The 20,048-nt window shown below is 71.8% G+C and carries 18 protein-coding genes and 1 pseudogene; 6 read left to right on the top strand and 13 right to left on the bottom strand.

Annotated features, from left to right (window positions below; genetic code table 11):
• Positions 1-205 precede the first annotated feature (205 nt).
• From nth to ACQPYE_RS01575, 4 genes are read left to right on the top strand one after another with little or no spacing between them, the layout of a single operon-like run.
• Entirely contained in the window at positions 206-973 is a 768-nt protein-coding gene (nth, locus tag ACQPYE_RS01560) for an endonuclease III (protein WP_498718725.1), read from the top strand.
• Positions 970-1,572 carry a TlpA disulfide reductase family protein gene (locus ACQPYE_RS01565; protein WP_498718726.1) on the top strand — a complete coding sequence of 201 codons (603 nt, stop codon included), beginning with the start codon at positions 970-972 and terminating at the stop codon, positions 1,570-1,572. Before nth ends, ACQPYE_RS01565 begins: the two co-directional genes overlap by 4 nt.
• Positions 1,569-2,240 (top strand): NUDIX hydrolase, encoded by a 672-nt coding sequence (locus ACQPYE_RS01570; RefSeq protein ID WP_498718727.1) that lies wholly within the window; start codon positions 1,569-1,571, stop codon positions 2,238-2,240. Before ACQPYE_RS01565 ends, ACQPYE_RS01570 begins: the two co-directional genes overlap by 4 nt.
• Positions 2,237-3,424 carry a MarP family serine protease gene (locus ACQPYE_RS01575; protein WP_498718728.1) on the top strand — a complete coding sequence of 396 codons (1,188 nt, stop codon included), beginning with the start codon at positions 2,237-2,239 and terminating at the stop codon, positions 3,422-3,424. The genes ACQPYE_RS01570 and ACQPYE_RS01575 overlap by 4 nt, the downstream gene beginning before the upstream one ends.
• A gap of 39 nt (positions 3,425-3,463) precedes the next feature.
• On the opposite strand, the gene ACQPYE_RS01580 is transcribed toward ACQPYE_RS01575, so the two are convergent.
• The 5 genes and pseudogenes from ACQPYE_RS01580 to ACQPYE_RS01600 all read right to left on the bottom strand — a co-directional run bounded on the left by ACQPYE_RS01580 (position 3,464) and on the right by ACQPYE_RS01600 (position 8,155).
• The gene (locus tag ACQPYE_RS01580; protein ID WP_498718729.1) at positions 3,464-4,390 is read right to left on the bottom strand and encodes an alpha/beta fold hydrolase; all 927 of its coding nucleotides are present in this window, start codon (positions 4,388-4,390) and stop codon (positions 3,464-3,466) included.
• Between the two features lie 8 nt (positions 4,391-4,398).
• A complete protein-coding gene (locus tag ACQPYE_RS01585) occupies positions 4,399-4,869 on the bottom strand; it encodes a phage holin family protein (RefSeq protein WP_498718730.1) in 471 nt (156 codons plus the stop codon).
• A 68-nt stretch (positions 4,870-4,937) separates the two neighbouring features.
• Positions 4,938-5,210: pseudogene (locus ACQPYE_RS01590) on the bottom strand (Na+/H+ antiporter NhaA); the annotation flags it as partial.
• Between the two features lie 195 nt (positions 5,211-5,405).
• Positions 5,406-7,382, bottom strand: a complete 1,977-nt coding sequence (gene acs / locus ACQPYE_RS01595) for an acetate--CoA ligase (protein WP_498718731.1) — start codon at positions 7,380-7,382, stop codon at positions 5,406-5,408.
• A gap of 203 nt (positions 7,383-7,585) precedes the next feature.
• On the bottom strand, positions 7,586-8,155 hold the full coding sequence (locus ACQPYE_RS01600) for a GNAT family N-acetyltransferase (protein WP_498718732.1): 570 nt from the start codon (positions 8,153-8,155) through the stop codon (positions 7,586-7,588).
• A 92-nt stretch (positions 8,156-8,247) separates the two neighbouring features.
• Between ACQPYE_RS01600 and ACQPYE_RS01605 the strand changes: the two genes are divergently transcribed.
• Positions 8,248-8,973, top strand: a complete 726-nt coding sequence (locus ACQPYE_RS01605; RefSeq protein ID WP_498718734.1) for a Fic family protein — start codon at positions 8,248-8,250, stop codon at positions 8,971-8,973.
• 126 nt (positions 8,974-9,099) lie between these two features.
• Here ACQPYE_RS01605 and kynU read toward each other — a convergent pair whose 3' ends face one another.
• Both kynU and ACQPYE_RS01615 read right to left on the bottom strand, forming a co-directional pair.
• The gene (kynU, locus tag ACQPYE_RS01610) at positions 9,100-10,221 is read right to left on the bottom strand and encodes a kynureninase (protein ID WP_498718735.1); all 1,122 of its coding nucleotides are present in this window, start codon (positions 10,219-10,221) and stop codon (positions 9,100-9,102) included.
• Positions 10,218-11,033: a tryptophan 2,3-dioxygenase gene (locus tag ACQPYE_RS01615; RefSeq protein WP_498718736.1), complete on the bottom strand. Its 816-nt coding sequence runs from the start codon at positions 11,031-11,033 to the stop codon at positions 10,218-10,220. Before ACQPYE_RS01615 ends, kynU begins: the two co-directional genes overlap by 4 nt.
• 108 nt (positions 11,034-11,141) lie before the next feature.
• Here ACQPYE_RS01615 and ACQPYE_RS01620 point away from each other — a divergent pair, with 108 nt between their 5' ends.
• Positions 11,142-11,591 (top strand): Lrp/AsnC family transcriptional regulator, encoded by a 450-nt coding sequence (locus ACQPYE_RS01620; RefSeq protein ID WP_201438208.1) that lies wholly within the window; start codon positions 11,142-11,144, stop codon positions 11,589-11,591.
• Here the strand turns inward: ACQPYE_RS01620 and murQ are convergent.
• The 6 genes from murQ to ACQPYE_RS01650 all read right to left on the bottom strand — a co-directional run bounded on the left by murQ (position 11,560) and on the right by ACQPYE_RS01650 (position 19,571).
• The gene (gene murQ / locus ACQPYE_RS01625; RefSeq protein ID WP_498718737.1) at positions 11,560-12,495 is read right to left on the bottom strand and encodes an N-acetylmuramic acid 6-phosphate etherase; all 936 of its coding nucleotides are present in this window, start codon (positions 12,493-12,495) and stop codon (positions 11,560-11,562) included. The genes ACQPYE_RS01620 and murQ overlap by 32 nt on opposite strands.
• Entirely contained in the window at positions 12,492-13,409 is a 918-nt protein-coding gene (locus ACQPYE_RS01630; RefSeq protein ID WP_498718738.1) for a MurR/RpiR family transcriptional regulator, read from the bottom strand. Before ACQPYE_RS01630 ends, murQ begins: the two co-directional genes overlap by 4 nt.
• A gap of 109 nt (positions 13,410-13,518) precedes the next feature.
• Positions 13,519-15,174, bottom strand: a complete 1,656-nt coding sequence (locus tag ACQPYE_RS01635) for a serine hydrolase domain-containing protein (protein WP_498718739.1) — start codon at positions 15,172-15,174, stop codon at positions 13,519-13,521.
• A gap of 13 nt (positions 15,175-15,187) precedes the next feature.
• Positions 15,188-16,435 (bottom strand): exo-beta-N-acetylmuramidase NamZ family protein, encoded by a 1,248-nt coding sequence (locus ACQPYE_RS01640; RefSeq protein ID WP_498722815.1) that lies wholly within the window; start codon positions 16,433-16,435, stop codon positions 15,188-15,190.
• A gap of 5 nt (positions 16,436-16,440) precedes the next feature.
• Entirely contained in the window at positions 16,441-18,168 is a 1,728-nt protein-coding gene (locus ACQPYE_RS01645) for a glycoside hydrolase family 3 protein (protein WP_498718740.1), read from the bottom strand.
• Between the two features lie 590 nt (positions 18,169-18,758).
• Entirely contained in the window at positions 18,759-19,571 is an 813-nt protein-coding gene (locus ACQPYE_RS01650) for an HAD-IB family hydrolase (protein WP_498718741.1), read from the bottom strand.
• Positions 19,572-20,048 lie beyond the last annotated feature (477 nt).

The following is a 20,048-nucleotide window of genomic DNA, read 5'->3' on the forward strand; positions in this document are numbered from 1 at the left end:
CGCTGGTTGCCTGCCCACGATCGTCGCGCCTCAAACCGGCCGCCGCCCGCCGACCCGCATCCCCCACGAGGGTGGGACTTTCGCCGAAGCGCGCGCGAGACGCGGCCGGGACCGTGCGGGGCTCGACTAGACCGCGCGCGGCTCATCGGGCTTCGCGGACGACCGAGCCGCCGTGCGCACGGCGGTGGCCAGTAATCTCGTCCGCATGGCGAAGAGCGCGGTGAAGCAGCCGGAGACGCGGCTGGGACTGGTCCGCCGGGCGCGCCGCGTGGTGCGGGTCCTCGGTCAGGGCTACCCCGACGCGCACTGCGAGCTGGACTTCACCGAGCCGCTGGAACTGCTGGTGGCCGTCGTGCTCTCGGCGCAGACGACGGACGTCCGGGTGAACCTCGTCACGCCGGCGTTGTTCAAGCGGTACCGCACGGCCGCCGACTACGCCTCCGCCGACCGCGCCGAGCTCGAAGAGCTGATCAGGTCGACCGGCTTCTACCGCAACAAGGCGACGTCGCTGATCGGCCTCGGCGCCGCGCTGGTGGAGCGGTTCGGTGGCGAGGTGCCCGGCCGGCTGGAGGACCTGGTGACCTTGCCCGGCGTGGGCCGCAAGACCGCGAACGTGGTGCTGGGTGACGCTTTCGGTGTGCCGGGCATCACGGTCGACACGCACTTCGGCCGGCTCGTCCGCCGCTGGGGCTGGACCAAGGAGGAGGACCCGGTCAAGGTCGAGCATGAGATCGGCGCGCTGGTCGAGCGCAAGGAGTGGACCTTGCTCTCGCACCGCACGATCTTCCACGGCCGCCGCGTCTGCCACGCCCGCACCCCCGCGTGCGGCGCGTGCCTGCTGGCGCCGCAGTGCCCGTCCTACGGCATCGGCCAGGTCGACCCGGTCAAGGCGCGGGAGCTGGTCAAGGGCGAGGAGGCGGCGCACCTGATCGACCTGGCCGAACGCGTGCGCGCGGGGGAGAGACTGGCGTGAGCGTGGCCGCGCGGTGGGCCGTCGTCGTCGTGGTGCTGGCGGTGGCGAGCGCCGTCGCGCTGTGGCCCCGCTCACCCGACCCGGTCGACCGGGGCGCGATCCCGACCCGGACCGAGCTGACGACCGACCTCGCCGCGGCACGTGACCGGGCCGCGCTCCGGCCGTGCCCGCAAGGCCCGGCGGACGCTCAGGGGCCGCAGGTGTTGCGCGGTGTGGTGGTGACGTGCCTCGGCGACGGGCGGCCGGTCGACGTGGCGTCCACCACGACGGGTCGGGTCGTGGTGAACTTCTGGGCCACCTGGTGCGTTCCCTGTCAGGAGGAGCTCAAGGTCCTCGACGCCTACTCGCGCGAGCCCGGCGCGGTCGCGGTGGTCGCGGTCCTGGTGGAGAGCAAGGAGGCGGACGGTCTGGAGCTGCTGGCGAAACTCGGCGTGCGCCTGCCGTCCGTGGCCGATCCGGCCGACGGGGTGCGCAAGGCCGCCCGCGTGCCGCGGACGTTGCCGATGAGCTACGTCGTCGGCGCGGACGGCTTGCTGACCCAGGTCACCGATCCCGCCGTCTTCACCTCGGTCGAGCAGGTGCGCGAGGTGGTCGGATGACGGCCCTGGTCGATCCGGACGACGTGCCCGAGTGGATGAGCGGGCTGGTCAAGGCCACCGCCGAGATCGACGCCCGCGCGTTCACCCGGATCAAGCCGCCACCCGACGGCGTCGGACGTCCCGCCGCCGTGCTCATGCTGTTCGGCGACGGTCCGAACGGCCCCGACGTGCTGCTGCTGCGGCGGGCCGACACGCTCGGCTCGCACCCCGGCCAGGTCGCGTTCCCCGGTGGCGCGGCGGACCCGACCGACGACGGCCCGGTGGACACGGCGTTGCGCGAGGCGTTCGAGGAGACCGGCGTGCTGCGCGAGGGCGTGCGGCCGGTGGCGACGTTGCCGCGGCTGCACGTGCCGGTGTCCGGTTTCGTCGTCACGCCCGTGCTGGCGCACTGGGACGAGCCGTCGCCGGTCGCGCCCGTCGACCCGGGCGAGACCGCCGCCGTGGCGCGGGTGCCGGTCGCGCACCTGGCCGACCCGGCGAACCGGTTCCGGGTGAGCCACCCGTCCGGGTACACCGGTCCGGCGTTCTCCGCGCCCGGCATGCTGGTGTGGGGCTTCACCGCCGGCCTGCTCGACGGCCTGCTCGCGCTGGGCGGGTGGGAACGGCCGTGGGACCACGCGGACGTGCGTGATCTAGACCTGGCGCTGCGAGCGGTGGAGGTTCCGTGAACTGGGTCGACCTGCTCGTGCTGGCGCTGGCCGCCTTCGCCGCGGTCTCCGGCGCGCGGCAGGGCATGGTCGTGGCGCTGCCCGCGTTCGTCGGGGTGCTCGTCGGCCTGGTGCTGGGCACGCAGCTCGCGCCGCTGGTCGTCTCGCAGTTCGACAACGTGGTGACCAAGGTCGTGTTCGCGGTCGGCATCGTGGTGCTGCTGGTGGCGTTGGGCGAGACGCTGGGCGTCTACATCGGCCGCAGCATCAAGTCCAAGGTCAACGCCACCCCGTTGCGCGGCGTGGACAACGCGCTGGGCGCGATCGTGCAGGGCGCGGTGGTGTTCGTGGTGGCGTGGATGATCGCGCTGCCGCTGACCATGGTCGCGGGCCTGCCGTCGTTGGCGAAGTCGCTCAACCAGTCGGTGATCCTGTCCACGGTCGACGACACCATGCCGCAGGCCGCGCGGACGTTGGCCGACGAGCTGCAGAACCTGTTCGACGTGTCCGGTTTCCCGGCCGCGATGGACCCGTTCGACCGGACGCCGCTGCGGGAGGTGGGTCCGCCGGACCCGGCGTTGAGCGGGAACCCGGTCGTGGAGAGCCTGAGGCCCAGCGTGCTGAAGGTGCGCGGGCGCGCGCCGTCGTGCTCGCGGGCGTTGGAGGGCACGGGTTTCGTCATCTCGCCGGAGCGGGTCATGACGAACGCGCACGTGGTCGCCGGCACGACGGACGTGACGGTGGAGGTCGGCATCGGCGAGTTCGACGCCACGGTCGTGCACTACGACGCGCAGACCGACATCGCGATCCTGGCCGTGCCGGACCTGGAGGCGGAGCCGCTGCGGTTCCGCACGGACGAGATCGCGCCGGGCGAGGACGGGATCGTGCTCGGCTACCCGTTGGACGGGCCGTACACGGCGTCCGAGGCGCGGGTGCGCGAGCGGATCAGGATGCTGCGCGGGCCGGACATCTACGACGCGCAGACCGTGACGCGGGACGTCTACACGGTGCGGGCGAAGGTGCGCAGCGGCAACTCCGGCGGGCCGTTGGTCGACCCGCAGGGGCGCGTGATGGGCGTGGTGTTCGGCGCGGCCGTGGACGACCAGGAGACGGGGTTCGTGCTGACGGCGGACGAGGTCGCGGAGGAAGTGGCGAAGGCGCCGACGATGGTGCGCCGGGCGTCCACGCAGACCTGCGCGTCGTGACCGGTCGGCGTGGCCAGACCTCGGCACCGGTCGGCGTGGCTAGACCTTGGCCAGGAAGTCGGTGATGTGCCGGCTCGTCGTGCCCGGCGCCTCCTGGTGCGGGAAGTGGCCCACCTCGGGCAGCACGCGGTACGCGGAGCGGGCGCCCGTCCACAGCGCCGAGTCGGCCGCGGTGGGTTCGAGCACCACCGGGTCGAGGGCGCCGTGGAGCTGCAGGACGGGGACGTCCAGCCTGCGGTCCACCGCCTCGGCGAAGCGGCGGCCGTCGCTTCGCAGCTGGGACCGCACGGCCCAGCGGTGGTACTCCATGGAGCTGTGCGCGACGCCCGGCACCAGGACCGCCTCGCGGTTGCGGCGCGCCACCTCGTCGAACTCGGGTGACACCCTCCACTTCGGACCGCCCCACGCGTCGAGCAGCCCGGCCACGGCCGCGCCGCGGTCCTTGGTCAGCCACCGCTCCGGGTACATCGGGAGCTGGAAGCGGAACAGGTGCGCGCTGGCCCGGCCCTGCCGGCGCGGGTGGCGGCGGATCGCGCGGCGCAGGGCCAGCGGGTGCGGCGCGGACACGGCGGTCACCGAGTAGACCAGCCGGGAGTGCATGGCGGCGACCGTCCACGCCAGCATGCCGCCCCACGCGTGGCCGACGAGGTGCGCCCGCGGTTCGCCGAGCGCCTTCACCAGGCCCGCGACGTCGCCGGCGAGGGTGAACCCGTCGTAGCCGCGCGGCGGTTTGTCGGAGTCGCCGTAGCCGCGCAGGTCGACGGCCACCGCGCGGTAGCCCGCCTCGGCGATCGAGACGAGCTGGTGCCGCCACGTCCACCAGAACTCGGGGAAGCCGTGCAGCAGCAGCACGAGGGGGCCCTCGCCCAGCTCGGCGACGTGCAGGCGGATGCCGTTCGCGGACACGTCGCGGTGCGCCCACGGGCCGGGCACCCGAGCGGTCGACGGATCCGGTGGCAGCCGCACGGCGCGGCTCAGTTGCCCTCGCCGCGGTGCCGCAGTGCCGCGACGGTGTCCCTGGCCGAGTCGATGGTCCGCTGCGGCGCGCGCAGCTTCTTCACCTTCCGGTAGCCCAGCAGCGCGAAGAGCACCGCCGTGACGAGCATCAACCCGAAGACGATGAGGAACGCCGACCAGCGCGGCAGCCACACGTCCAGCAGTTCCGCGCCGAAGAAGAAGAAGAAGAACGAGCTGAACAGCAGCACGGTCAGCGCGACGATGAAGTAGACGCTGCCCTTGACGCCCTTCTTGATCTCGCCCGCGACCTCGGACTTGGCGAGCTCGACCTCGGCCCTGACCAACGTGGACAGGTGGGCCGTCGCGTCGCGCACCAACCCGCCGATGGACGTTTCCTCCGCGATCCTCACCGCGCTCTCCGCGGTCAACGGGATCGACGGAACAGGTGGCAGTCCGCTGCCGTTGGTGTTCTCCCGAGCGCTGGTCACCGCCTCATCGTGCCATGCACGCGGGCCCGAGGCCGCTCGACCGGCTGAACGGCCGCGGTTTGCTCGTCCTCTTCGGCGAGTCGGTGCGCCCGACTGCGCCGAACCAGCAGGATCGCCGCGAGCGCCGACGCCGTCACCGAGGCCGGCAGCACCGCCGCCTTGGCCTGCTCGGCGGCGGCGCCGTCCAGCGCGAGGTCCGCGATCAGCAGGCTGACGGTGAACCCGACCCCGCCGAGCACGGCCACCGCGACGACGTCCCGCGGTCCCGCGCCGCCCGGCCACCTGGCGGTCTTGACCAGCACCGCCAACGCGGACGCGCCCACGATGCCGACCACCTTGCCCGGATCATCCCGCCGACGGTCCCGGTGCGCAGGTAGCGCGCGAACTCGGCGGCGGTGGGGCGACTGCGGTTCAAGATCGACTCCGGTGGTTCGGCAACGACTCGTCCTCGTGCCGACCAGGCTTCCCGGCTCACCGGGGACGACCCTGACCCGGGGAGGGGCCCGCCGACGAGCGGCGGGCCCCTCCCGACGTGCTCAGTCCTCCGAGGCGCCCGACTTCAGGCCGCTGGAGATCAGGTCCATCACCGACGAGTCCGCGAGCGTGGTCACGTCGCCGACCTGCCGGTTCTCCGCCACGTCGCGCAGCAGGCGGCGCATGATCTTGCCCGAGCGGGTCTTCGGCAGCTCCGGCACGACCATGATCTGCCGGGGCTTCGCGATCGGGCCGATCTCCTTGGCCACGTGGTCGCGCAGCGCCTTGATCGCCTCGGCGCCGTCGGAGCCCTCGGCCACGCCGCCGCGCAGGATCACGAACGCCACGATGCCCTGGCCCGTGGTCGGGTCGGTCGCGCCGACCACCGCCGCCTCGGCCACCGTGGGGTGCGAGACCAGCGCGGACTCGACCTCGGTGGTGGAGATGCGGTGCCCGGACACGTTCATCACGTCGTCCACCCGGCCCAGCAGCCAGATGTCGCCGTCGGCGTCGTACTTCGCGCCGTCGCCGGCGAAGTAGTAGCCCTGCTCGGCGAACCGCGACCAGTACGTGTCGCGGTAGCGCTCCTCGTCGCCCCAGATGCCGCGCAGCATCCCCGGCCACGGCTGGTCGAGCACCAGGTAGCCGCCGCCGCCGTGCGGCACCTCGTTGCCCTGGTCGTCGACGACCTTCGCGCCGATGCCGGGCAGCGGGCGCTGCGCCGAACCGGGCTTGGCGGACGTCGCGCCCGGCAGCGGCGAGATCATGATCCCGCCGGTCTCGGTCTGCCACCAGGTGTCCACGACGGGCGTCCGGCTCGCGCCGATGGTCTCCCGGTACCAGATCCACGCCTCGGGGTTGATCGGCTCGCCGACGCTGCCCAGCACGCGGAGGCTGGACAGGTCGTACTTCGCCGGGATGTCCGCGCCCCACTTCATGAACGTGCGGATCAGCGTCGGCGCGGTGTAGTAGATCGACACGCCGTACTTCTGCACGATCTCCCAGTGGCGGCCCTCGTGCGGGGTGTTGGGCGTGCCCTCGTAGACGACCTGCGTGACGCGGTTGGACAGCGGGCCGTACACGATGTAGCTGTGCCCGGTGACCCAGCCGATGTCGGCGGTGCACCAGTAGACGTCGGTGTCCGGCTTGAGGTCGAACACGTTGTGGTGCGTGTACGACGCCTGGGTCAGGTAACCGCCCGAGGTGTGCAGGATGCCCTTGGGGTTACCCGTCGTGCCGGACGTGTAGAGGATGAACAGCGGGTGCTCGGAGTCGAACGCCTCCGGCGCGTGCCGGTCGGACTGGCGGTCGACGACGTCGTGCCACCAGACGTCGCGGCCCTCGGTCCAGTCGACGTCGGAGTTCGTGCGCTTGACCACCAGCACGTGCTCGACGCTCGATGCCTTGGCCACGGCCTCGTCCACGGCGGGCTTGAGCGCCGCCGGGTTGCCGCGCCGGTACTGGCCGTCGGTGGTGATCACCAGCTTGGCCCGCGAGTCCTCGATGCGGGTGCGCAGCGCCTCGGCGGAGAAGCCGCCGAACACCACGCTGTGCATCGCGCCGAGCCGCGCGCAGGCGAGCATGGCGAAGATCGCCTCGGGGACCATCGGCATGTAGATGGCGACCCGGTCCTCCGCGCCGACACCCAGCTCGATGAGCGCGTTGGCCGCCTTGGAGACCTCGCGCTGAAGGTCGGCGTAGGTGATGGCGCGGCTGTCGCCGGGCTCGCCCTCCCAGTGGATGGCGACCTGGTCGCCGTGGCCGGACTCGACGTGCCGGTCGACGCAGTTGTAGGCGACGTTGAGCTTGCCGCCGACGAACCACTTCGCGAACGGGGCGTCAGACCAGTCGAGGACCCGGTCCCACTTGGTGTCCCAGGACAGCCGCTCGGCCTGAGCCGCCCAGAACGCCTCCCGGTCGGCGTCCGCCTCCTCGTACAGGGCGGCGGTGGCGTTCGCCTGGGCGGCGAACTCCTCGCCGGGCGGGAACGTCCTGGTCTCCGTCGACAGGTTGTCCAGGGCGACTTGCGGCTCTGTCATGGCGGGCGGACCTCCTGAAATCCGTGGGGGTGCGCACTGACGGTAGTGCGATTCAGCTCACTGCGCACCCAAAAGGTTCAGACCAATTTCGGCCGAGTTCGAAACGCGTGGGTAACTGTGTAACCCGTGGCACGGCCCGTGACCACCGCGATTCCGCCGAACGACACCTAGGTTGCGACCAGTGGCAGGTGTCGTGACTCACGTCACGTCGTCAGCTTGGCCTTCAGGTCCGGCCACTCGTTCGAGGTCATCGAGTACACCACCGTGTCGCGCAGCGTGCCGTCCGGCCTGATGCGGTGCACCCGCAGGACGCCCTCGCGGGTCGCGCCGAGGCGTTCGATGGCCCTCTGCGAGCGCTCGTTGCGCAGGTCGGTGTGCCAGCCGACGCGGAGCGCGCCCAGGTCCTCGAAGGCGTGGCGCAGGAGCAGGAACTTGGCGTTGGTGTTGAGGGCGGTGCGCTGCCAGCGGGCGCCGATCCACGTGTGGCCGATGTAGAGGCCGCGGTTGGCCGGGTCGATCTCGTAGTACGACGTGGTGCCGGCGACCTCGTTCGTCCGCGGGTCGATCTGCGCCCAGGCCAGTCGGGTGGGGTCGGCGAGGCTGCGCTCGACGTAGGCGCGGGTGTCCTCGACCGTGGCGGGCTGGGTGGTGCTGAGCCACGTCCAGACGTCCGGGTCCTTGCCCGCCTCGTGCAGGCCTTCGACGTGGTCGGGGGTGAGCGGTTCGAGGCGGACGTGGTCGCCGGTCAGCACGGGGCGGTCGTACCAGTTCATGGTGCGGACGGTAATAGCACTAGTGGCTATCCGGAATATCCATTTCCGGCTAGTACCGGAGGGCCACTTACCGGCGGGTAGTGTGCTCCGGCGTGACCGATCCGCTTGTTCCGCTGCTGGACCTGCCCGGGGTGGCCGACGCCGTCGCCGCGGCCCGTGACGCCGTGTTCCAGGTGCACCGGCACCGGGTGAACCTGCGCGGCTGGGCGACCACCGCGGCCGAGGCGTCCGTGCGCGCCGCCCGTGCGTCGGCGGCGTTGGACGGCGGGCCGACCGCCATCCCGTCGGACGGGACCGTGACGGACCCCGTGCTGGCGGGGGCGCTGCGGGTGGCCGAGTCGTTGGGCGTGGTGTTCCCGACGTGGCAGCGGGCGCCGTTGCAGGCGTTGGCGCGGTTGCACGTGCTGGCGGGCGCGGACCTCGGCGGCGAGCTGGGGCGTCCCCGGTCGGCGGCGGGCGTCTCGGAACGCCTCGGCGTGCTGTCGCAGCTCGTCACCGGCGGCACGTCCGTCCCCGGTCCGCTGCTGGTCGCGGTGGTGCACGCGGAGCTGATGTCGCTGGCGCCGTTCGACACGGCGAACGGGGTGGTGGCGCGTGCGGCGTCCCGGCTGGCGTCCATCGCGACGGGCCTGGACCCGAAGTCGCTGGGCGTGCCCGAGGTCCTGTGCCTGCGTCGGCAGAACGACTACGCCTCCGCCCTGCACGGCTTCTCCACCGGCGACCCCGAGGGCATCACCCGCTGGCTGCTCTTCTACTGCGAGGCGCTCCAGGCCGGCGCCCGCGAAGCCCGCAGCATCGCCGACACCGCCACCCCCTGACCCGCGAGAGTCCTACGTCCACACCGCGAGAGTCCTACGTTCACGGGCCTTGAATTCAACGCTCAATGTCGAACTCGGGGTGCGCGAACGTAGGACTCTCGCGCGGTGAACGTAGGACTCTCGCGGTCAGAGGAGTTCTTTCAGGGTGGCGGCGGCGCGGTCGGCTTCGGTGAAGGTGTTATAGAGCGGGGCGAAGCCGAAGCGCAGCAGGTCCGGTGGGCGGTGGTCGCCGATGACCTGGCGCTCGATCAGCTCACCCATGATCCGCTCGGCCTCGGGGTGGCGGAGGGTGACCTGGTGGCCGCGCCACTCGTCCGCCGGGGTGATCACCTCGATGCCCGGCAGGCCCTCGACCAATGACCGGAAGTGCGCGGTCAGGGCCAGGCCCTTGGCCCGCACGTCGGCGAGGTCCACGTGGTCCCAGACGTCGAGCGCGGCGTCCAGGGCGAGCATGGAGATGATGTCCGGCGTGCCGACGCGCGCCCGGGACACGCCCGGGTCCGGCGTGTACTCCGGCGACATCGCGAACGGCACCTCGTGGCCCGTCCACCCGGTCAACGGCTGCTCGAACGTCGCCTGGGCGTGCTTCGGCACGTACAGGAACGCGGGCGAGCCCGGCCCGCCGTTGAGGAACTTGTACGTGCACCCCACGGCCAGGTCGACCCCGATGTCGTCCAGCTCGATCGGCAGCACGCCCGCGCTGTGGCACAGGTCCCACACCACCTTCGCGCCCACCTCGTGCGCCTGCGCGGTCAGCTTCGCCATGTCCAGCAGGCGACCCGTGCGGTAGTCGACGTGGTTGAGCAGCACGACCGCCGTCGTGTCCCGCAGGTCCAGCTCCTCCGGCGGCGCCGGCCGCAACGCCAGGCCGGTCAGCTTCGCCACCGAACGGGCGATGTACCCGTCGGTCGGGAACGTCCCCTCGTCCACCACGATCTCCATGCGGTCGGTGTTGCGCACCGCCGCCATCAGCGCCTTGAACAGGTTCACGCTGGTCGAGTCCGCGACCACGACCTGCCCCGGCTTCGCCCCGATCAACCGGCCGACGCGGTTGCCGACCCGTTCCGGCGCCTCCCACCAGCCCTCCGACCAGCTGCGGATCAGCCGTCGGCCCCACTGCTCGCGCACGACCTGCCCCACGCGTTCGGCGACGGCCTTCGGCGGCGCGCCCAGGGAGTTCCCGTCCAGGTACACGACGTCGTCGTCGAGGTCGAACAGGTCGCGGATGTGCGCCAACCGGTCGTTCACACGTAGCTCCTGGCCGTCCACAGTTCGGGGAAGACGGATCGTTGCGTGCGCTTCTCCAACCACGCAACCCCCGCGGAGCCACCGGTCCCGGTCTTCGCGCCCATCGAACGCCGGGTGGCCAGCAGGTGGTCGTAGCGCCAGCGGGCGAACTCCTCGGCGATGTCGGTCAACGCCTCGCCCAGTTCGAGCAGGTCACGCGACCCGCTGCGGTAGATCTCCGCCCACACGGCCTCCACCTCGGCGTTCGGCTCGTACGGCCGGCTGACGTCGCGCTCCAGCACCTCCGCCGGGATCGGCAGGCCGTGGCGGCCCAGGGCGGCGAGCACGTCGTCGTACAGGCTCGGCTCGTTGAGCAGCTCCTCCAGGGCGGCGTGCTGCTCCGGCACGGCCCGGTGCGGCACGAGCATCGACCGCGACTTCTCGCCGAGCAGGAACTCCACCTCGCGGTACCGGCCCGACTGGAAGCCGGAGCCCTCGCCGAGGGCGTCGCGGAACGAGTTGAACTCGGCGGGCGTCATCCGGGCGATCGGCCGCCACGCCGCGTTGAGCGCCTGCATGTGCAGGTCGCTGCGACGCAGGGTGCGGACCGCCGCACGCAGGTCGTCGGCGCGCAGCTCGGCCTTGGCCTGCCGCCACTCGAAGCACAGCAGGCCGAAGTACAGCTCCATGACCTGCGTGATCACCAGGAACGACATCTCACGCGGGTCCTTGGACCACTGCTGTTGCAGCGAGTGCAGCACGGAGGCGTGCACGTAGTCCTCGTAGGGCGTCGTGCCGCCGAAGTCGAGCTTGGGTGAGACGGGGCAAGTCATGCCTTCCATCATGACCGTGCGTTCGGAGTAGTTGAATGGGCGATGGCTGCTATTCAGGCAGAAAGTTCTTACGAATGAAAAGGCTGATCGCGGAGTAGCTTTGCGGTCGTGAGCATCGAATTGGACGGCGTGGATTGGGCCCTGCTGGAGGCCCTCCAGGAGGACGCGCGGTTGTCGTACAACGAGCTGGCACGGCGCGTGCACGTGTCGCCGCCGACGGTCGCGCAACGCGTGCGGCGGCTGGAGAACGCGGGCGTCATCACGGGTTACCGCGCGACCGTGGACCCGACGGCGGTGGGGCGGTCGGTGGTCGCCCTGGTGCGGATGAAGTGCTACGGACCACGGTGCATCACGGTGCACCCGGAGCTGCTCGACGACTGCCCCGAGGTGGTGGAGGTGGTGCGGCTGACCGGCGACATCTGCTCGGTGGTGAAGGTGGTGACCACGTCGATCAGCGAGTTGGAGCGGTTGCTGGTGCGGCTGGGCGGCTACGGCGAGACGTCCAGCGCGATGGTGCTGTCGACGCCTATCCCGTGGCGCCCGGTGCTAGCCGGCTGAGCGCCAGCCGGACGTGCCCCTGGGTGTGTTCCAGCGCTTCGGCGGCGCGCGCCGCGGGCACGCCCGACAGCAGGTGCACCAGCGCCACCTTCAGGTCGCCGCCCGAATCGGCCAACGCCGTCGTGCACTCCTGCTCGTCCAGGCCGGTCGCCTCGCGCAGGATGCGCACCGTGCGACCGCGCAGCTTGGCGTTGGTCGCGCGCATCGACACCATCAGGTTCGAGTACGTGCGGCCGAGCCGGACCATCACGGCGGTCGAGAACGACGTCAGCACCAGCTTCTGCGACGTGCCCGCCTTCATCCTGGTGGAGCCCGCGATGGCCTCCGGCCCGGTGTCGACCGCGATCAGCACGTCCACGTCGACCGGCGCGGGCGCGGTCGGGTTGTTGGACACCAGCACGGTGTGCGCGCCGAGCGAGCGCGCCTCCTCCAGCGCCGCCATCACGAACGGCGTGCGGCCGGACGCCGTGACGCCGACGACCAGGTCGCCCGCCGCCGCGTGCTTGCGGATCTCGGCGGCGCCGTCGGAACCCTGGTCCTCGACGTCCTCCACGGCGTTGACCAGGGCGTCCCGGCCTCCCGCGTGGTGGGCGACGAACCAGTCCGGCGGCGCGTTGAACGTCGGCACCAGCTCGGCGGCGTCGAGCGTGGCCAGCCGGCCCGAGGTGCCCGCGCCGACGTAGTGCACGCGGCCACCGCCGCGCAGGGCGCCCACGGCGAGGTCCGCCGCGCGCGCCAACTCGGGCAGCACGGCGGCCACGGCGTCGGGGACCAGGTGGTCCTCGGTGTTGATCAGGCGGAGCACGTCCAGCGTGGAGAGCCGGTCGATGTCTTGCGTCCGCGGGTTCCTGGCCTCGGTGGGCGAGTCCACGCGGACCGCGACGCCGTCCGGGGGCGGGGTCATTTACCGGACTCCCGACGACGCCTGCCATCCGGTCGGGCGCCGAGGCGGTGCCCCGACACCGCGTCGTACGTCGCCTCGAGCGCGGTCTTGGCGCTGTCCACGTGCCGTTGCGCGACACCGATGAACAGGCAGTCGATCACGGTGAGCTGGGCGATCCGGCTGGCCATCGCGCCCGAGCGGAACGTGGTCTCGCGCGCCGCCGTGGTCAGCACGTGGTCGGCGACCTCGCTGATCGGCGAGCGCGGGAAGTTCGTCAGCGCCACCGTGGTCGCGCCGTGGTCCTTGGCCACCCGCAGCGCCTCGACGGTCTCGGACGTGGAGCCGGTGTGCGATATCCCGACCGCCACGTCCGCCTCGGTGAGCACGGCGGCCGACGTGAGCGCGATGTGCGTGTCGTTCCAGGCGAAGCACGTTCGCCCGATCCGGTGGAGCTTCTGCTGGAGGTCGAACGCGACGAACGCGCTCGCGCCGAACCCGTAGACGTCCACCCGGCCCGCGCCCGCGACCGCCTCGACCACCGCTTCGAGCGTCTCCACGTTCAGCTGCTCGGCGGTCTCCTCGACCGCCCGCGCGTCCGCGAACGCCACCTTGCCCACGACCTGGCGCAGGTCGTCACCGGGGCCGATGTCGCCGCCGAGGTCGCGGTCGGGGCGCATGGACGTGCGTGCCGTGTCGGCGGCCAGCGCTATGCGCAGCTCCGGGTACCCGCCGACGCCGATCGCCTTGCAGAACCGGGTCACCGTCGTCTCGCTGGTGCCCGCGGCCTCGGCGACCTCGGTGATGCTGCGGTGGGCGACGGTCGCCGGGTTGTCCAGCACGACCTTGGCGACCCGTTGCTCGGCCCGGGCCAGGCCTGGCAGGAGTGAACGGATCTTGACCAGAGGACTGGAGTCGGCGGTACTTTCGGTGGACACGTGGGAAACTTACTAACCGCTCAACTCATGGTCAACGCAGGGTCGGGGTAACTCACCCCAACCGTGACCCAATAGCACCGCTTGGCGGGATCGGGCGGACCGAATGTCACTAACGGTCCGCGAGCCGCCACCCTTCGGGGTGCATTCCCGCTGGTTCGCGCTCCGCGTCCAGCACCACGCCCCGCTCGTCGGTCACCCGGACGGCGTCCACGTACACGCCGCGCCCGCCATAACCCGTGCCGCGCACGTACCGCCAGCGGAACTTCGCCGCCGACTCCGTGTCGACCTCGACCTTCCGCCAACGTCGCTCCCCGTAACCGGCCAACACCCGGACCTCGCGCCAGGTGGACCCGTCGTCGGTCGCCTCGACCACCACCCGGTCGCCCGGGTCGAGGTCGACGAAGGCCCAGAACGACAGCGCCTGCCGCTCCGCGCGCCGAGGGAGGTCACGCGTGGTCACCGTGCCGCCGGCCGTTTCCGGCGTCCACGCCGTGCCGCCGTGGCGCGGGCGCACCGCCAGCGCCTTCGCCAGGCCGTCGGCCGCCACGCGCCGGGCCGGGTTGATCGAGCCCCAGTTCCGGCTCGGGTGCACGCGGTTGGTCAGCAGGATCGCGATCGACCTCGACAACGGGTCCAGCACCAGCGTGGTGCCCGTGTAACCGGTGTGCCCGGCGGCCCTCGGCGACGTCAGCGCGCCCATGTACCAGCGCTGGTCCAGCTCGAAGCCGAGGCCGTGCGAGTTGCCGGGGAAGGCCTGGTTGAAGTCGGTGAGCATCAGCTCGACGGTGTCCTCGCGCAGGATCCGGCTGCCCGCGTACGCGCCGCCGTTGAGGATCGCCTGGCCGAGCACGGCCAGCTCGCGCGCGGTGGAGAACATGCCCGCGTGGCCCGCGACGCCGCCCAGCGACCAGGCGTTCTCGTCGTGCACGGTGCCGCGGATGATGCCCCGGCCCGCCTGGTACTCGGTGGCCGCGATCCGGTCGAGCTTGGCCGCCGGCGGGTTGTAGCCGGTGTCCACCAGGCCCAGCGGGCGCGTGATGTCGTCGTGGACGAGCTGGTCGAGGGTCTTGCCCGACCACTTCTGGACCAGCACGCCGAGCGTGATCAGGTTCAGGTCCGAGTACAGGTACCTGGTGCCGGGCGGGCTGCTCGGCGTCGTGTCCATCACGGCCTTGAGCCGGGACGGGACGTCCGGGTGCTGCGACCACAGCGGCAGCCACGCCACCAGGCCCGAGGTGTGGGTGAGCAGCTGCCGGACGGTGATGGCCTCCTTGCCGTTGACGCCGAACTCCGGCAGGTGGCGGGCCACCGGGTCGTCCAGCCCGAACCGGCCCAGCTCGTGCTGCCGCATCACCACGATCGAGGTGAACAGCTTGGAGATCGACGCCAGGTCGAAGATCGTGTCCGGGGCCATGGGCACGCGTTCGGCCTCGGGCAGCTCGGTGCCGGCGGCGTCGCCGTAGCGGACCGCCCAGCCCGTCGGCTCGTGGGTGACCACGACGCCGTCGTGCGCGAACAGCGTGACGGCGCCCGCGAACAGCGGGTGGCCGGTCGCGTCCGGGACCGTGTACCGCTCGATCTGCGCCAGGGCGGCGTCCAGCGGCGCCGGGTCGAGTCCCACGTGGTGCGGGGTACCCGTTCGCAGCACGCTGTGCGCCCAGCCGTCGTGCGGCTGGTCGAAGCGGGCTTCCCGGCCACCGGCGTGCGCCGGCGTGGTGACGCCGAGGGCCATGGTGGTCGCGATCAGCAGGGTGGGGACGCGCATCGCTGTTCTCCCTCTACCGGTAGCGCAGGTACGGCCGACGGGTGGCGTCGAACGCGGCCAGCTCGTCGGCCCAGGCGCCGACCACCTCGTCGGCGCCCGCGCCCGCGTCGACCATGCGGCGGAGCCGGTCCGAGCCGCTGAGCTTGTCGATGTAGAGGTCCGGCCGCCACGCGAAGACCTCGGGGTAACGGGCCCTCGCCGTGACGATCATGGCGACGGCCGTGCGCGGCGCGTCGAAGGCGTGCGCGTCGGTGAGGTGCAGGGCGACCCCGCCGCACAGCTTGTTGGCGAACTTGTTGAAGGTGGGCGTGAAGTAGGTCTCGCGGAACCGGACGCCGGGCAGCCCCAGCGCGTTGAGGTCCTCGGCCCACCGCCAGTCCAGGCCCGGCGCGCCGATGGTCTCGAACGGGCGGGTGGTGCCCCGGCCCTCGGAGAACACGAGCCCTTCGAACAGGCACGTGCCGGGGTAGACCAGCGCGGTGTCGTGCGTGGGCACGTTCGGGCTCGGCGGGACCCACGGGACGCCGGAGTGCAGGTCGTCCCGCTTCCAGCCCCTCACGTCGACCACTTCGAGGCTCGACACCCGGCCGCCGTCGGTGGGCAGGAACTCGCCGTCGAACAACCGCGCCAGCTCGCCGATCGTCATGCCGTGCTGCTGGGCGATCGGCTTGCGGCCGACGAACGTCGCGTAGGCCGGGTCGAGCTGCGGGCCGCGGGCCGTGCCGCCGACCGGGTTGGGCCGGTCGAGCACGACGAACCGCACGCCGGTCGTGGCGGCGGCCTGCATGACCGCGTACATCGTCCAGATGTAGGTGTAGAAGCGCGCGCCGATGTCGGCGATGTCGAACACGAGCGTGTCGACGCCCGCCTTGGCGATCATCTCGGCGATCTTGGCGGTGCTCGCGCCGTAGGTGTCGTAGACCGGGATGCCGGTGCGCGGGTCGAGGTAGCTGCCCTCCGAGCCGCCCGCCTGCGCCGTGCCGCGGAAGCCGTGCTCGGGGCCGAACGCGGCCAGCGGCCTGAGCCCGGCGGCCACCATCGAGTCGACGATGTGGGTGTGGTCGCGCAGCACGCCGGTCGGGTTGGTGACCACGCCGATCCGGCTGCCGGCGAACCGCCGCCAGCCGTCCTCGGCCAGCTGCTCGGCCCCGGTCTTGACCAGGCGCGGCCGGTCGGGGTGGTCGGGGGCGTGGTCGAAGGCGCCGAGCGCGGGCACGGCGAGGGCGCCCGCGCCGGCGGCGAGGAAGTGCCTGCGGTCCATGTCGCTCACCACTCCACGCCGTGGCCGAAGGGGTACGGGGTCGGTCCGGGCACCTCGACCGGCAGCTTGCCCACCGGGCCCACCTCGCCGGTGATCACCCTGGCCAGCGCCTCCATCGACACCGCGCCGTAGGAGTAGGTCGCCAGCCACGTCGGCGCGGCAGTGTGCGCCACGTCGTACGGGTTCTGCACGGCGACCGCGATCACCGGCTTGCCGGTGGCCAGGAGGCCGGTCAGCAGGGTCTGCTGCGCGGGTTGGCGCGACAGCCCGTTGGTGAGCACGACGACCACGTCGGCGTTGGCCGCGGCTTGGACGGCGGCGGTGACCTGGGCCTGGGTGGGCGCGCTGCCGGTGGGCAGCGCGGTGCCGCCGAGCACGCCCGCCAGGGTGCGGGTCGTCGTCTCACCCCAGCCCGTGACCAGGGCGGCGGTCGGTTTCGCGGTCAGGGGCAGGACGCCCGCGTCGTTGCGCACGGCGGTGATGGTGCGGTCGGTGATCGCCCTGGCGGCGGCGAGGTGCTCGGCCGGGCCGACCGCCGAGTCGACCGCGTCCACGTCGACGGGCGGGCCGGTGAGCACGCCGCGCAGGAACTTCATCCGCAGGATCCGCAGCACGCTCTGGTCCACGCGCCGTTCGGAGAGCTCACCGCCGCGCACGGCCGCCAGCACGCTGGTCACGGCCAGTTCGAGGTCCACCGGCATGAGGAGCTGGTCGACGCCCGCCTTCAGTGCCAGCACGGGGATCTCGGCGTCGCTGTGCAGCTGCCGCACGCCCGCCATGGCCAGCGAGTCGGTGATGACCACGCCGTCGTAGCCCAGGTTCTCGCGCAGCAGGTCGAGCGAGGGCTTGGACAACGTCGCCGGCTCGCCCGACGGGTCGATCCTCGGCAGCTGGATGTGCGCGGTCATGACCGAGTCGACACCCGCCGCGATGGCGGCCCGGAACGGCGGCGCGTCCACCGCGTTCCACTCCGCCTCGGTGCGGTCGACCGTCGGCAGCGTCGAGTGGCTGTCGGTGGCGGTGTCGCCGTGGCCGGGGAAGTGCTTGGCGGTCGCGCTGACGGTGTGCTTGGCCAGGATGCGGCCCTGGTAGCCGCGCACCTGGGCGGCGGTCAGCTCGGCCGTCAGCGCCGGGTCGCTGGAGTAGGAGCGCACGCCGATGACCGGGTTCGCCGGGTTGGAGTTGACGTCCGCGTCCGGCGCGAAGTTCTGGGTGATGCCCATGGCGCGCAGCTCGCGGGCGGTGATGCGGGCGGCGCGCTCGGCGTTCTCCGCGCTGCGGCCCGCGCCGAGGGCCATGTTGCCGGGGAACTGGGTGGCGGGCGCGCCGATGCGGGTGACGATGCCCATCTCCTGGTCCGTGGCGATGGCCGGCGGGATGCGGCTCGCCCGGCGCAGGCCGGCGGAGAGGGCGGCGATCTGGCGCGGGGTGTCGATGTTGTCGTAGCTGGAGTTGTTGAAGTAGACGACACCGCCCGGCTGGAACTTGGCCACCACCTCGGCCGGGGTGGCGACGCCGAAGTCGCGCAGGTTGCCGGGGTGCGCCTCGTCGGGGGACTGGCCGTGCAGGTAGGTGACGAACAGCTGGCCGACCTTCTGCTCCAGCGACATGCCGCGGACCAGGGCGGTGAGGTGCTGCGCCTGGTCCGGGGCGGTGTGCGCCGGTGCGGCGACGGCCGGGGTGGTCACTGCGGACGCCGCGGCCACGGCGACGACGACGAGCGGACGGAGCACTGCGGCCTCCCCACTGGGAATCTCTCACCACAACGTGGTGCAATCGGCAAGTTACCCACGTCACAGAGGCGGGTCAACGGGTCGCGCTGTGTGGCCATTGTGGGTGGGGGTACCGACAGAACCAGGGGTTTGCCGCGTCACTCGTTCGGGCACTTGTTCGGGGAGTCGCGCTTTCGGGGCAGGAAGCAGCGGTGCAGAAAGACGGTGGGGCCCCTCAGCAGAGGGGCCCCACCGTCGTCAGCGCGGGCTTCAGAGTTACCAGGCGTGCAACTCGTGTCGTATTGATCTGGCCTCGGCGTCCGGCGTCCCGGTACGCAGGCCCTGGACGACAAGCCTCCCGCGGCGTGCTGCGCGTGGGTGTCTCGAAGTCCGCGCACGGAGCTCTGCCGGGGTGGACGCCGCTTCTCCTCCGCTTCGTCCCTGGCCGACCCGAGGTCCGCACTTCCTTTGTAGTGCGTGTCCGGCGTCACAGCAAGGGCTCGATGGGGTGCACCGGTCAAGCGACGTTCAGTAGCGGAAAGGCTTTTGTGACAGTGATTCCGACCCGCTCGGGGCCTCGGGTACCGCTGTCCGGGGCACGCCGGGGTGAACTAGCTCCGACGCCGCCTGCGCAGGCCGTACCAAGCCACGCCCGCGGCCGTCGCGGCGCCCAACCCGATCGCGGTCACGGCGACCGCGGCGCCGGACGGGCGGGGGATGCGGGCCCGCAGCGACACGGGGTCGGAGAACGTCAGCACCGGCCAGCCGCGCTGGGCGGCGACCCGGCGCAGCGCGCGGTCCGGGTTGACCGCCGTGGGGTGGCCGACGGCCTCCAGCAGCGGCAGGTCGCTGATGGAGTCGGAGTAGGCGTAGCAACTGCTCAGGTCGTAGTCGTGCTGCTCGGCGAGCTGCTTGACCGCGATCGCCTTGTTCTCGCCGGCGCAGTAGAAGCCGACCTCGCCGGAGTAGCGACCCTCCGCGACCACCATCCGCGTGCCGACGCTGTGCGTCGCGCCGACCATGGCGGAGATGGGCGAGACCAACTCCTCGCCCGAAGCGGACACGACGACCACGTCGTGCCCCTCGCCCTTGTGGTCGGTGATGAGCTGCGTGGCCTCCTTGTAGACGAGGGGGTCGACGATGTCGTGCAGCGTCTCGTCGACGATCGAGCGCACCTGCTCGATGTCCCAGCCCTGGCACAGAGCGGTGATGTGCGAGCGCATCCGGTCCATCTGGTCGGCGTCCGCGCCGGCCAGCATGAAGACGAACTGCGCGTAGGCGCTCTTGAGCACCGCACGCCGGTTGATCAGGCCTTCTTGGAAGAAGGGCCGGCTGAACGCCAGCGTGCTCGACTTGGCGATGACGGTCTTGTCCAGGTCGAAGAACGCGGCGACTCGACTGCCTTCGGTGGCGTGCTCGGTCACCGGTCAAGCTTAAGCGGGGCGGGCTCGGCGGACCGTCACCGTTACTTCGTCACTTTACGAAGCAGGTGTGCGGGTTATCGAAATTTGGTCTCCCTCTAACGGAAGACACGCAAGACCCTGTCCCGTGGGGATACAGTAGACGGGTCCGGCTCGACCGGACGGGTTCAGTCCGACCCCCCGGGACTGAACCAATGACGACCCCCGTCCCTCCCCCCTGGCGGGGGTCGTCCCATGTCCGGGGTCGGTTCTGCCGGGCCCTCGCGCTGGACCTCCGCGCACTCGCGCCCCTCCTTGTATCAAGCCCTGATCTTTCGTCGCGGCACCGGGCGGCACCAGGCGGCACCGTGGCGGCGTCCGTTCGCGGGTGCGTGGCGCCCCGAGTTGTCCACAGGCCACCCGGTTGTCCACATGTTGATCATGTGTTCTTGTGTCCTTCCTCACCGCTCGACACCGTGGAACCCGTACCACCACGGAGAA

It is taken from the genome of Actinosynnema sp. CA-299493 (assembly GCF_050946825.1).
Taxonomy (GTDB): domain Bacteria; phylum Actinomycetota; class Actinomycetes; order Mycobacteriales; family Pseudonocardiaceae; genus Actinosynnema.

Excerpts from the sequence above, each read along its gene's own strand:
- nth (WP_498718725.1), top strand. The coding sequence starts at position 206 with ATGGCGAAGAGCGCGGTGAAGCAGCCGGAGACGCGGCTGGGACTGGTC.
- ACQPYE_RS01570 (WP_498718727.1), top strand. The coding sequence starts at position 1,569 with ATGACGGCCCTGGTCGATCCGGACGACGTGCCCGAGTGGATGAGCGGG.
- acs (WP_498718731.1), bottom strand. The coding sequence starts at position 7,382 with ATGACAGAGCCGCAAGTCGCCCTGGACAACCTGTCGACGGAGACCAGG.
- ACQPYE_RS01600 (WP_498718732.1), bottom strand. The coding sequence starts at position 8,155 with ATGAACTGGTACGACCGCCCCGTGCTGACCGGCGACCACGTCCGCCTC.
- ACQPYE_RS01615 (WP_498718736.1), bottom strand. The coding sequence starts at position 11,033 with ATGACTTGCCCCGTCTCACCCAAGCTCGACTTCGGCGGCACGACGCCC.
- murQ (WP_498718737.1), bottom strand. The coding sequence starts at position 12,495 with ATGACCCCGCCCCCGGACGGCGTCGCGGTCCGCGTGGACTCGCCCACC.
- ACQPYE_RS01635 (WP_498718739.1), bottom strand. The coding sequence starts at position 15,174 with ATGCGCGTCCCCACCCTGCTGATCGCGACCACCATGGCCCTCGGCGTC.
- ACQPYE_RS01640 (WP_498722815.1), bottom strand. The coding sequence starts at position 16,435 with ATGGACCGCAGGCACTTCCTCGCCGCCGGCGCGGGCGCCCTCGCCGTG.